Origin of the sequence: Pseudomonas sp. rhizo66, from assembly GCF_031931925.1 — a bacterium.
Lineage (GTDB): Bacteria > Pseudomonadota > Gammaproteobacteria > Pseudomonadales > Pseudomonadaceae > Aquipseudomonas.
Window position 1 is genome coordinate 62,008 of sequence record NZ_JAUJWZ010000027.1, and the last position, 12,024, is coordinate 74,031.

The 12,024-nt window shown below is 58.8% G+C and carries 10 protein-coding genes and 4 tRNA genes; 10 read left to right on the forward strand and 4 right to left on the reverse strand.

Going from position 1 to position 12,024, the window contains the following annotated elements:
* Window positions 1-102: 102 nt before the first annotated feature.
* Both QZR14_RS25770 and rdgC read right to left on the reverse strand, forming a co-directional pair.
* Window positions 103-1,068: a bile acid:sodium symporter family protein gene (locus tag QZR14_RS25770; RefSeq protein WP_311998068.1), complete on the reverse strand. Its 966-nt coding sequence runs from the start codon at window positions 1,066-1,068 to the stop codon at window positions 103-105.
* A gap of 154 nt (window positions 1,069-1,222) precedes the next feature.
* Window positions 1,223-2,143: a recombination-associated protein RdgC gene (gene rdgC / locus QZR14_RS25775; protein WP_311998069.1), complete on the reverse strand. Its 921-nt coding sequence runs from the start codon at window positions 2,141-2,143 to the stop codon at window positions 1,223-1,225.
* Between the two features lie 159 nt (window positions 2,144-2,302).
* Here rdgC and QZR14_RS25780 point away from each other — a divergent pair.
* The 4 genes from QZR14_RS25780 to QZR14_RS25795 all read left to right on the forward strand — a co-directional run bounded on the left by QZR14_RS25780 (window position 2,303) and on the right by QZR14_RS25795 (window position 2,837).
* Window positions 2,303-2,378 (forward strand) — tRNA-Val (locus QZR14_RS25780).
* A 19-nt stretch (window positions 2,379-2,397) separates the two neighbouring features.
* Window positions 2,398-2,474: transfer RNA gene (locus tag QZR14_RS25785), tRNA-Asp, on the forward strand.
* A gap of 191 nt (window positions 2,475-2,665) precedes the next feature.
* Window positions 2,666-2,741 (forward strand) — tRNA-Val (locus tag QZR14_RS25790).
* Between the two features lie 19 nt (window positions 2,742-2,760).
* A tRNA-Asp gene (locus QZR14_RS25795) sits at window positions 2,761-2,837 on the forward strand.
* A gap of 114 nt (window positions 2,838-2,951) precedes the next feature.
* Here the strand turns inward: QZR14_RS25795 and QZR14_RS25800 are convergent.
* Entirely contained in the window at window positions 2,952-4,121 is a 1,170-nt protein-coding gene (locus tag QZR14_RS25800; protein ID WP_311998070.1) for a catalase family protein, read from the reverse strand.
* Window positions 4,118-5,926 carry a di-heme-cytochrome C peroxidase gene (locus QZR14_RS25805; RefSeq protein ID WP_311998071.1) on the reverse strand — a complete coding sequence of 603 codons (1,809 nt, stop codon included), beginning with the start codon at window positions 5,924-5,926 and terminating at the stop codon, window positions 4,118-4,120. The genes QZR14_RS25800 and QZR14_RS25805 overlap by 4 nt, the downstream gene beginning before the upstream one ends.
* A 270-nt stretch (window positions 5,927-6,196) precedes the next feature.
* On the opposite strand from QZR14_RS25805, the gene QZR14_RS25810 reads away from it, so the two are divergent.
* From QZR14_RS25810 to QZR14_RS25835, 6 genes are all read left to right on the forward strand, one after another.
* On the forward strand, window positions 6,197-6,913 hold the full coding sequence (locus QZR14_RS25810; protein WP_007919751.1) for an FKBP-type peptidyl-prolyl cis-trans isomerase: 717 nt from the start codon (window positions 6,197-6,199) through the stop codon (window positions 6,911-6,913).
* Window positions 6,914-7,207: 294 nt separating this feature from the next.
* Complete coding sequence (locus tag QZR14_RS25815; RefSeq protein WP_311998072.1) at window positions 7,208-7,663, forward strand: YkvA family protein; 456 nt, start codon at window positions 7,208-7,210, stop codon at window positions 7,661-7,663.
* Between the two features lie 112 nt (window positions 7,664-7,775).
* Window positions 7,776-8,117 carry a helix-turn-helix domain-containing protein gene (locus QZR14_RS25820; RefSeq protein ID WP_311998073.1) on the forward strand — a complete coding sequence of 114 codons (342 nt, stop codon included), beginning with the start codon at window positions 7,776-7,778 and terminating at the stop codon, window positions 8,115-8,117.
* A complete protein-coding gene (locus QZR14_RS25825; RefSeq protein ID WP_003223109.1) occupies window positions 8,114-8,485 on the forward strand; it encodes a hypothetical protein in 372 nt (123 codons plus the stop codon). Before QZR14_RS25820 ends, QZR14_RS25825 begins: the two co-directional genes overlap by 4 nt.
* Window positions 8,486-8,893 (forward strand): tetratricopeptide repeat protein, encoded by a 408-nt coding sequence (locus QZR14_RS25830; protein WP_311998074.1) that lies wholly within the window; start codon window positions 8,486-8,488, stop codon window positions 8,891-8,893.
* 239 nt (window positions 8,894-9,132) lie between these two features.
* A partial coding sequence (locus tag QZR14_RS25835) for a DUF6531 domain-containing protein (protein WP_311998075.1) occupies window positions 9,133-12,024 on the forward strand: 2,892 nt, incomplete at its 3' end.

Consider the following 12,024-nt stretch of genomic DNA (forward strand, 5'->3'; position numbering starts at 1 on the left):
TGACGGGGTCGTCCCCAGATTAATAACTCGATCGAGCCGCAGGGTCGTCCCTGCGTTGCGCGATAGTTTGACGAGCATTAACCCGGGGATCAAGTTTGCGGGTCAGTCGGCCGCTTGCTGCGCCAGCGCCTCGCGATCCTGTTTCTCACTCATGCGCCGGAAGTACGTCGACAGCAACGCGCCGGAAATATTGTGCCAGACGCTGAACAGCGCGCTCGGCACCGCCGCCAAAGGCGAAAAGTGTGCACTGGCCAGCGCCGCACCCAATCCCGAATTCTGCATGCCGACCTCCAGCGCCAGCGACTTGCGCTGGGCCAGCGGCAGTTTGAACAGGCGCCCGGTGAAGTAGCCCAGCAAATAACCGAAGCTGTTGTGCAGCATCACCACGGCCATGATCAACAGGCCGGATTCAGCGATTTTCGCCTGACTGGCGGCCACCACCGCGGTGACGATGATCACGATGCTGACCACCGATACCAGCGGCAATACGTCCACGGCATGACGAACCTTGTCACCGAGCAAGCGCTGGGCAACCACGCCGAGAATGATCGGCAGCAGCACCACTTGCAGGATCGACCAGAACAGCTCCATGAACGACACCGGCAACCACGCCGAAGCCAGCAGCCAGATCAGCGCGGGGGTCAGCAGCGGAGCGAGGAGGGTGGTGACGGCAGCAATGGCCACCGACAACGCCAGATCGCCGCGGGCCAGCCAGGTCATGACGTTGGACGACGTGCCGCTCGGGCAGCAGCCAACCAGAATAACCCCGACGGCGATTTCCGGCGGCAGATGAAAAACCTGGCAGAGCAACCACGCCACACCGGGCATGATCACGAAATGTGCAACCACGCCCAGCGCTACGCGCCAGGGATGGCGGGCGACAGCAGCGAAGTCGTCGAGTTTGAGGGTCAGGCCCATGCCGAACATCACCAGCCCGAGCAGCGGCACGATTGCGCCCTTGAGGCCGAGGAACCACGCCGGCTGCAGGAACGCAATTACAGCGAAAATCAGAACCCAGTAAGCGAAGGTATTGCCGACAAAGCGGCTGAGTGCAGCCAGTGCGCGCATGGCTTGTTCCTTATTATGGGAAAGCGTTAGGAAGCTAAGCATACGTCGCCAACAAAAAGATCGCAGCCTCCGGCAGCTCCTACAGGAAAAATGCATTCCAGATGTAGGAGTTGCCGAAGGCTGCGATCTTTTAAGCTTTCACACAAAAGGCAGGTCAGATCCCCTGCGGAGTCTCTTCCCCACCCAACGCTTCAACCAGCGCCGGCAGGAAATCGCCGAAGGTCAGCATCATCAGCGTGAAGCTGGCATCCAGCTGCCCCAGCGCTTCGTCGCCACCGTCCTGCTCCGCCTGATCCTGCAACAGATCTTCGAACTTCAGACGTTTGACGGTCATCTTGTCGTCGAGCATGAACGACAGTTTGTCCTGCCAGGCCAACGACAGTTGAGTCACGACTTTGCCGGTGCTCAGGTGCAGCTGGATTTCTTCGCTGGTCAGGTCCTGACGCTTGCAGCGGACAATGCCACCATCTTCGTGGGTGTCGCGCAGTTCGCACTCGTCCAGTACATAGAAGTCATCAGCGGCTTTTTGGGTGGTGACCCAATCAGTCATCACTGCAGTCGGTGCCATTTTCACGGTCAACGGACGGACGGGCAGGGTGCCGATCACTTCACGCAGGGTCGATAGCAGGTCTTCGGCACGTTTCGGACTGGCCGAGTTGACCAGGATCAGGCCCTGTTTCGGCGCGATGGCGGCGAAGGTCGACGAGCGACGGATAAAGGCGCGCGGCAGGAACGCCTGGATGATTTCATCCTTGATCTGATCGCGTTCCTTCTTATAGACCTTGCGCATCTGTTCGGCTTCGATCTCTTCGACCTTTTCCTTGACCGCGTCGCGTACGACACTGCCAGGCAGAATGCGTTCTTCTTTACGCGCAGCGATCAGCAGGAAATCACCGCTGATGTGCACCAGTGGAGCATCTTCGCCTTTGCCGAACGGCGCGACGAAACCGTAGGTGGTCAACTCCTGGCTTGCACATGGACGCGCCAGTTTGGTGGCCAGTGCAGTTTCCAGCGCCTCGGCATCGACAGGCAGGTCTTGGGTCAGGCGATAGATAAGCAGGTTTTTGAACCACATGGGGTGAGTCTCTCCTTTATACAAAGGGGGGCATTATTGTCTTCGCCGTCCCATAGGCCAACCCTTCTCTAAGCCTTTGGAAGGCCTGAGAAAATTATTTAAAAAAGTGCTTGCCAGAGGTTGGGTCGCTCCGTAGAATGCGCGCCACACCGAAGCGAAGGGTGATTAGCTCAGCTGGGAGAGCGTCTGCCTTACAAGCAGAATGTCGGCGGTTCGATCCCGTCATCACCCACCATTCGTTTCAAGTGTTTAGCGCAGCGGTAGTTCAGTCGGTTAGAATACCGGCCTGTCACGCCGGGGGTCGCGGGTTCGAGTCCCGTCCGCTGCGCCATATTCGGTAACCTGGACCACTGAACGCCAGGTCACCACGGAAAAACCCGCCAAGGCGGGTTTTTTTCTGCTCCAAGGTTGTACATGCGGGATGTGTCGTTTTACCGGTTTTCGGATTTATTTGAAAAAAAATTCAATTAAATCAACACTTTACGAAAACTTGTGGCATAATGCGTCCCGTAACGAAGCGAAGGGTGATTAGCTCAGCTGGGAGAGCGTCTGCCTTACAAGCAGAATGTCGGCGGTTCGATCCCGTCATCACCCACCATTCGTTTCAAGCGTTTCGCGCAGCGGTAGTTCAGTCGGTTAGAATACCGGCCTGTCACGCCGGGGGTCGCGGGTTCGAGTCCCGTCCGCTGCGCCATATTCGGAATCTGGAACACTGAACGCCAGATTCCACAGAAAGCCCGCCTAGTGCGGGCTTTTTGCTGTCTGGGATTTGATGATTTCAAGTTTCCACGGGTGTTATGACAGCGTACTACTGCGCAGCATTCTGGCTGTGTCGATAGTCGCTCACCGCCTCATACACCGCTTTGCGCAAGCGGTTGATCCCGCCAATCGGCCGATGCGCCTCAAGCCCGAACCACGGATTAAACGAAAGGTTGTCACACGCCAGATTCAGCGCCGGGGTATCGAAATCCTGCGGCGGCAGGGTGATCCGTGCGACGGTTTCAAAGGGTGAGTCTTGTTCGCGCCATTCTATGCTGGTGTCCTCGATCGGCATGTACTTGTTGGCATCCTGGCGCTGGATCTGCAGCACGAAACAGGCTGGCACCCTATCCGTCGACAACTGCTGATTCAATGCGCTACGCAGGAAATTCGGCAGGTCATGGTTCTGCTTGGGCAGTGCATAGGCGGGACAATTGTCCGGATCGGGTGCGACGCGAAACTTTGCATTGGCCTCACCGAATTTGTAGGGCGAAACCGAAAAGTATGTGGTCGCTGTCGGGCTATCCGGTGGCGGCGATAACGTAGCCATGGCAATAAACAAATGGCGGATCTGCCAGCTGCGCGGATCCCATCCGGGGAAAAACGCCATGACCTTCTTGCCGTCAGCCTGCGCCGCCACATTCTGACGGTACTCGGCGACATCGCTGACAAAGAAGTTCGGGTGACTGAACATGACGAAATCCTGCTCAGGCTGTGACTGGCGGTTGCCGAGTAGCTGTTTTCCCGAAACATCCAGCAGTTTGATCGCCATCCCCCGGGCGTCGCGGAGGCTGTCGAACTGTGGATAGGCATTGCCATTGGACAGACGAATCATCGCTTGCCAGGTTTTACCAGGCTCACTGAACACGCCTTGTCGCAGCGACTGTGCCAGGTCCGGCAACACCTGCACCTGCGCCTTCACGCAGCCATGGGCCTTGGCATGGGCGTCGCGCAGATAACGGGTGCCTTCGCGATGCTGATCGACGATGCGCACGGCGGTCTGGATCACGTCCTGCGTCATCGCCGCTTCGCCGGGTGGAACCTGCTCCTGCGCCGACACCGGGCCGCGGTGATGCCAGGCAAACCAGGCTGTGGCAATGACCCAGCCGAGCAAGGCAATGGCGAGCACTACCAACAATGTCTTGCCGAGCAAGCGTCCCAGCCACAACCACACCCTGGCCAGCAGCGGCAGTTCCTTTTTGAAGGTCGGCATGATCATGGCAGTTGCGCCTCCAGTGGGCCGCCTAGGACTTTCAGGTACTCGAGCAACGCCCAGCGTTCTTCGGGCTGCAGCAGCCGGCCAATCACGCCGTTGCCGCGTTCGCCGGAGCGGAATTCATGGCCGCTGTTGTGGTTGCCGGTGATGCGCGTGTCGAACAGGAAGCCATTGGTAAACGCTTCGGTGCGATAACCCAGATGCCTTGGGTCGTATTCGAAACTGCCTTTGAAAAAGGTCGTGGCGCGTTCGTCCTGCGGCGACAGCAATTGATAAAGGCTTGGCACCGAACCGTTGTGCAGGAACGGCGCAGTGGCCCATACACCTGCCAGCGGGCGCGCCTTGTAGGCAACTTTTTCGCGCACGCCGATGGGCAGGCCAAAGCCGTCCAGTCGTGGTTTCTCCTGCGGGGTGACGTTGGCTTCGCGATAGGCGCGCTCTTCGACGAAGGCGGTGACGTAAGCCAGGCCCTTGGCCACCGACATTTGGCTCAGGTCCAGTGGCGCCCTGGGTGTCGGATGCAGTTTCACGTCCATTTTTTCCAGTTCTTTCAGATCCCACTGCAGGGCTGTAAGGTCGAAACGGTGATTGGCGATATTGTTGGCAGCGGTCGGGTCGGTGCCGATGACAGCGACCGGCAGCATGTGCAAATGCTGCACCCAGCGCTCACCCTCCTGAGTCTGGCGTGGTACGTGGCAACCGGCGCAATTCTCGGCAAACAGCGCGCGCCCCTTGGCTGCCAAGGGTTTGTCGATGGCGCCAAACAGATCCTCTGGCCAGGCCGGCGGCTTGAGCTTTTGCAGGGTTTCTTCGATTTTGTGCAGATCACGCACGCGCACACTTGAGGCGTAGCGTGCTTCGCCTTGCAGTGGCTGGCCGTTGTCATCGAAAAAATTCAGGGTGGCGCCGACCCCCAACGCTTCACCGATATTGCGCGCCATCGGCTGCTGCGCCGAGCCGTTCCACTGCACCCAGTCGAATGTCCACATATCCCAGAGCTGCGGATAATCCACCGGGGCATTGGCCACGCGGTAGTTGGCAGGGGAAATCGCATCGCCAAACGTCGCATTGGCAATGCGTCCGAAGGCATCGGCGCGGCCGGGGCCTTCTTCGGTCGGGTAGAGGCCGCGATGGGTATCGTTCCAGGCAACTTTGAGGAATGTATTCAGTGAGGTTTTGAAGTCTTTGCGCAATTGCTCGTGGCGCGCGTCGTATTCGTCGCCCAGCACGGTTCTGGCAAAACGTTCGAATTTCCATGGGTTGTAGTAAGTCGCGGTCAGACTTGCCACCAATGCCTGTCCGAAACTGCCACCGCGCAAAGTAGGAACACTGGAAGGCAGCAAATGTTGCGCAGTACCACCGTCAATTCGCACGGCCTGACCTTTGAAGCGCAATTCGCCGGTGTGGCAAGCGGCGCAAGTGATGTCCAGATATTGCTCGGTGCTGCCGGGATTCTGGTGTCGGGCAAAACCGACGGGGAGATTGCCGGGGTTGTTCACCGTGGCTTTCTGCTGCGGGTCGATCAGAAAACCGAAACGCGCCAGGTAATCAGGCGAGGCGAAACGTTGCGCCGAGAAGGGCAGTTCCAGCGCCTGGAACCACTCATATCGCAGGCCTTTGACCTGCGTACCCTGAGGCGTGAAATAGTAGGTTTGCCGGTCTTCGTCACTCCACTGATTGAGGTAATGCACCTGCTCAGCGGGGGTGTAGAAGGGCAATTTCGGGTTGGCGACGTAATATAGGACCACGGCGAGAACCAGTCCCAGCAGCACGACGATCAGGGTCAGCACACGGAATAAAAGGCGCAAGATAAACATCCTTGTCAAATTGTTCCGCAGTTATGCCTGACCCTGGCCCTGTGCGGCAAGTGGCCATTACGCCAGATGATGCAAGCAGAGACGCCAGTCATTGTCGGGACAAGATGACAGAAGCTTCACCGTCGCTTCGCCCCAATGCGTTTTAATCCCTGAACTTATCGGAAGATTCCTGCTCTCATGCCGGTAGCCATTGGTCGTGGCGGCCTGATAAGCTCGCGGCTTTACTCGATTGCCCTTTCGGCGCATGAACAAGGAAATAGCATGAAACAGCATCGGTTGGCGGCGGCGGTTGCCCTGGTTAGCCTGGTCCTCGCGGGTTGTGATTCGCAGACCAGCGTAGAGCTGAAAACCCCGGCGCAAAAAGCTTCCTACGGTATCGGCCTGAACATGGGCAAGAGCCTGGCTCAGGAAGGCATGGATGATCTGGACTCCAAAGCGGTAGCCCAGGGCATCGAAGATGCCGTCGGCAAGAAAGAACAGAAGCTGAAAGATGAAGAACTGGTCGAAGCCTTCGCCGCGCTGCAAAAGCGTGCTGAAGAACGTATGGCCAAGATGAGCGAAGAGTCGGCAGCCGCCGGCAAGAAATTCCTCGAAGAAAACGGCAAGAAAGCAGGTGTGACGACCACCGCTTCCGGCCTGCAGTACGAAGTGGTCAAGAAAGCCGATGGCCCACAGCCTAAGCCAACTGACGTAGTGACCGTTCACTACACCGGCAAGCTGACCAACGGCACCGTCTTCGACAGCTCCGTCGAGCGCGGTAGCCCGATCGATCTGCCGGTTAGCGGCGTGATCCCGGGTTGGGTTGAAGGTCTGCAACTGATGCACGTTGGCGAGAAGTACAAACTGTACATCCCTAGCGATCTGGCTTACGGCGCTCAGTCGCCAAGCCCGGCAATCCCGGCCAACTCGGTTCTGGTCTTCGACCTGGAACTGCTGGCCATCAAGGATCCAGCCAAAGAAGCTGCTGCTGCCAAGTAATTGGCAAAGGCTTCAACAACAACGCCTCGCTTATGCGGGGCGTTGTTGCATCTGGAGTCTGGCAAGGGTAAACAGAGCGAACCGATGGCGGTCGGAAGAGTCATAGCCAATGAGACTGCCATCGCTAGCCGCCCTGAGCAGCCAAGTCAATGAAATATTGGGGTTTTTTATGTGAGTAAAAAACGCCCGATCTGAGCGCAGCCCTTATGAAACGGGGCTTTCAGCGCTGAAATGCAGCTCTGTTCACAAGGTTATCCACAATTTGTGTGGATAACATTTCAACGGGAGGAATAGATGAAAGCTCCGTGGAATTTCGCTCGATTCCTGCCCTTGGCCGGCCGCCTGCTGGCGCGTGGTCGTTTGCCGACCTTGCTGTTTGCGGTCGCCAGCAAAGGCGCCGCGCAAGGTAATCGCCTGGGTAGGCTCAAGGACGATTTACGCTTGCTCCAGGCATTGTGTCTGGCCTACTGGCGCGGCGAGTACCGCGCTATCAGTGGCAAGGCATTGGTTTCGGTGGTGGCGGGTTTGATGTACTTCCTCAGCCCGGTGGATGCAATTCCGGATTTCATTCCCGTGTTTGGCATGCTTGACGACATTGCCGTTCTCGCCTGGCTGATGAAAACCCTCGACGATGAACTCAATGCTTTTCGCCTGTGGCGCAACCGCCAGCAACCGGGAAAACTCGCCGTGGTCGAACGGCTGCCCGACACCCCTGAACAACTGCAACTTCAGGGACCGAAAAAAAACTGATTCTCGATCTCCTCCTACAGATAGATACCCCCCGCGACCTTGGCCGCTGTTAGGATTACACTTCTAGGGAAAAGTGCCGACTCGCTAAGTGTTGTTGTCCTACGGGGTAGTCATGGATATTCAGATAATTGCACGCAATGGCGAACCCGAATACGCGGTTCTGCCGTGGGCTCAGTATCAGGCTCTACTAAAAGCAGCAGGCATCAACGAAACACCGTCGCGTCCGGCAGCTACGCCGCTCGCGGCCACAGCAGACCCGATTCTTCCAGGTCTGGATCAACTACGCAGTTTGCGCGAAGGGAAGGGCATCGCCATTGAGGCGCTGGCCCGCACGGTAGGCATCAGCCCGTCTTATCTGGCCATGATCGAAAGTGGCGAGCGTCAGCCCGACGCCGCGATTCGCCGCAGCCTGGCCTGGGAATTGACGGTGCCAGGGTGGAGGGATGAATCGTGAGCGTACGCATCAGTCGTCAACATTGGGACGGATTGCTCGGAGAACTTGATCAGGCGCGTCGCCAGCGCCATCTGCTGACTTATCGGGCCTTGCTGGAACGGTTGCAATTGCCGACACCGGCCATGCAAACCCTGACGGCCGCGCTTGAGCATCTGGCTGCGCTGGATGCCAAGGCCGAACAACCGTTGCGCAGTTCGCTGGTGATCAGCCAGGGCGCCAGTCGCCTGCCACGCACAGGTTTCTTTGAGTGTGTTGAACGTCTGGGGCGTTTTTCCGGGCCGTCCGATGGCGTTGCCGCCGCCTCCTGGCATGCCTCGGAGGTGGTCAGGGTGTTCGAATACGAGTACCCCGAATCGGCAGAGGCCTGAGTGATTTTACGACTCAAGGCGCGGGCCAGTTACTGGCTGGCCCGTAGGCTGTTTCATTGGTCCTGGTTCGTTCGCCAACCGCGTGGCTGGCGCTGGCTCGAAGGTCAGTTTGCGCGCATGGCCAACCTTGGCGACGTCGGTGCGCAAAGCTTCTACGGGCATATCCTGACGTTTCGCGGTGTCGGCCTGGGTGCACGTGAAGAAGGTGTGCGCCTGTTGCGGCTGGCGGCGCTCGCAGGTGATGGCAAAGCGGCTTATCAGGTCGGCGTGATCAGCCTGGCCGGAACGCCGAGCACATCGCCGGATTCTGTCGAAGCCGCCCGCTGGTGGAGCATGGCGGCCAAAGCCGGACACCCGTTGGCTGAACTCAAATTGAAAGAGCTGAGCAGTCGGGATTCAACGCAGTAAATCCATTTGTGTCTACCCGAATAAACGCGGCGTGAGGTTTTCCTCACGCCGCGTTTGCATTTGCGCGTCTGTTTATCTGTGAGCGATTTATTACAGATAAGTCCTACAACCATTACCTACTCGCCTGACTTCTTTCCTGATTGATCCCCCGCACAGTTCCCGCGCCTAATTTTTTTGCGCGAGGGAACGCTCATGTTTGATCCGCTTATTCAGTCCACTTCGCCCACCCGTGTGCGTTGATGGAAGCCGTCACCCGCATCGAGCAAGCACTCGACAGCTTTCCCGGATCCCTCAGCCTTTACCGCGAACAGCTCAAGCATTGGGCCAGTCGAGCGGCGGACGAGATCAGCCACGCCGCAGATCTGCCGTCGCTGATGGGCATGGAGCGGGTCATTCGCTTCGGCTCCGATAGCACGGCCGTCAGCAGCACTGACAACGAATTTTTCTCAGGTGTCGTCCAGTGCCCGAAGGGCGGGTTGATGCAGATCGAGAGCAAGTTCGAGTCGGTCTACGACATTCCGCTGGGCAACATCGTGGTCGATGTGATCGCCATGGACGATGGCGAAACCACCCCCATCACCCTTGACGCGCAAGGCAAGGGCTCATTCAAAGGAACACCTGGCAAGTTTTATCGGGTGCAGGTGCACAGCGAGGTCACTGCGAATCAGGTCGAGGATCTTTTCAACGCCTACGACGGCCTGACCGCTGAGCTGGATGGTTGGTTACGCAGTGAGTGGCAGGGTTTCAAACCGCAGTGGTCGCAGTCAGTGGCGACGGCGGCGGGCAACGGCATGCTCGCCGGGAGTTGGGCAGCTATCGAGGGGGTATGGGACAGCATTGGCTTGCTCTCGGACATTCTCAAGGATCCCGGCCAGTTTGCTGAGCGCTTGGGCAGTGGCGCGGCGGATCTGATCGAGCTGGCGAAAACTGCGCCCGACGTCATGGAGAAGCTGCAACTGCTGGTCAGTGACGAGGCGGCGCTGTGCTTATTGCTGCGCACTGCCAGCCTTTGGCTGGAGATGCTGCCGCCCAGTGAAATCGCCGGCAAAACCGCGGAAGTGGCGTCGATGATGATGGTGCAACTGCTCATCGATGTGCTGATCAGCATGGTTTTAACGTTTGTCAGTGGCGGCGCAGGGATCGCTTATCTGACCCTGCGTCTGGCGGACCGCGCCGTGCAATTGCTGTCGGCGGTGAAGCGTTTGGTGAAGGCGATGTTCGGCATCGTCGCAGGGTTCATCAAATACGTCGATCAATACAAAACCGTTGCCGCCCGTGGTATCGCCGCCGGGGTGAAAAAGGGCCGCATGCAATTGCGCTGGGATGCCAGGCGCAACACTTTGTTGAAGAAAGACGAGCATCACGACGACTCGCCGGATCAGGCGAAAAACCCCAACGGCGACAGCGCCGATTGCGTGCCGCGCACCTGCACCAACGGCTGCCCGGTGTCGATGGTCACCGGCGAAGAACTGCTGACCCTGAGCGATGCGCTGCTCGATGGCGTGTTGCCGTTTGAGTTCACCCGGTTGTACCGCTCGAGCGCCGCCGAGATCGATGTCGGGCTGGGCTTTGGCTGGAGCCATTCGCTGGCGCATCGGCTGGAGTTTTTCGCTGATGAGGTGGTTTGGGTCGATCACGAAAACCGCCGCACCCGCTTTCCATTACCGAGTAGCGAGCGGCCGGCGATTCACAACAGCCTGTCGCGAGCGGCGATCTTTCTCGGTGATGAACCGGAAGAGCTGATTCTCGCGTTGGCCGGGGACGCGGCGCGGTTTTATCACTTTCGCGCAGGACGGCTGACGGCGATCAGCGATGCCTATGGCAATCGTCTGACGGTGCAGCATGATCGGTCTGACCGGGTGCAGCGCCTGGACAACGGCGCCGGGCGTTCGCTGCTGTTGCGTTATGACCGCGCGCAGTTGGTTGGTGTTGATTACCAGGTGTTTCGCGACGGTGCCTGGGACAGCGAACAGACGCTGGTCAGCTACCGCTACGACGCCTACCGGCACCTGATCGAAGCCAGTAACGCCGTCGGCGACAGCGAGCGTTACGACTACGACGACGCTCACGTGATCCTGCAGCGGCAACTGGCTGGTGGGGCGAGTTTCTTCTGGGAGTGGGAGCGGTCGGGGAAATCGGCGCGCTGCGTGCGCCACTGGGCGTCGTTCTCGCAGATGGACACGCGTTACGTCTGGAATGACGACGGCAGTGTCGCGGTGCATTACGTCGATGGCACCGAAGAGACCTACGTCCACGACGAGCGTGCGCGGCTGGTGCGCAAGGTCGAGGCCGACGGTGGCGAACAGCTCAAGGCTTATGACTCATCGGGGCGGTTGATCGCCGAACAGGATGCTTTGGATGCGGTCACCGAATACCGCTACGACGAGGTCGGACGGCTGATTGCGCTGATTCCGCCGGCTGACGCGCCAACGTCCTACGAGTATCGCAACGGTTTCCTGCATAAACGCTCTCGCGGTGACGCGGTGTGGATCTACCGGCGCAATGCCGAAGGCGATGTCACCGAAGCGGTCGATCCCGACGGTCAGGTCACCCATTACTACTACGACACCCGCGGGCAGTTGCTGTCGATCCGCTATCCGGACAGCAGCCGGCATCGCTTGGTCTGGAATGCCCTCGGCCAACTCATTGAAGAAACGCTACCCGACGGCGGCGTGCGGCGTTTTTCCTACGATGCACTGGGGCGGCGGACGACGACCGCAGACGAACACGGTGCCGTCACTCGGCAACATTGGGATGCCGTCGGCCGACTGATTCAGACGACGTTTCCTACCGGCAGCACTCGCGCCTACAGCTACGGCGCCTACGGTCAGGTCACCGCCGAGCGCGATGAACTGGGGCGCATCACCCGCTACGAATACGACGACGATCTGCACCTGGTCTCGCGGCGGATCAATCCCGACGGCACGCAGGTGCAGTACCGCTACGACCATGCGCAACTGCTGCTCACCGAGATCGAAAACGAGTCCGGGGAAAAGTATCGGCTGGACTACACGCCGACCGGGCTGATTCGTCAGGAGGTCGGTTTTGACGGTCGGCGCACCGCGTACGCCTATGACCTCAACGGCCATCTGCTGGAGAAGACCGAGTTCGGTGATGACGGCTCTTGTTTA

Coding starts and splice junctions, on each gene's coding strand:
- QZR14_RS25770 (WP_311998068.1), bottom strand. CDS start 1,068: ATGCGCGCACTGGCTGCACTCAGCCGCTTTGTCGGCAATACCTTCGCT.
- rdgC (WP_311998069.1), bottom strand. CDS start 2,143: ATGTGGTTCAAAAACCTGCTTATCTATCGCCTGACCCAAGACCTGCCT.
- QZR14_RS25800 (WP_311998070.1), bottom strand. CDS start 4,121: ATGATCATGCCGACCTTCAAAAAGGAACTGCCGCTGCTGGCCAGGGTG.
- QZR14_RS25810 (WP_007919751.1), top strand. CDS start 6,197: ATGAAACAGCATCGGTTGGCGGCGGCGGTTGCCCTGGTTAGCCTGGTC.
- QZR14_RS25815 (WP_311998072.1), top strand. CDS start 7,208: ATGAAAGCTCCGTGGAATTTCGCTCGATTCCTGCCCTTGGCCGGCCGC.
- QZR14_RS25820 (WP_311998073.1), top strand. CDS start 7,776: ATGGATATTCAGATAATTGCACGCAATGGCGAACCCGAATACGCGGTT.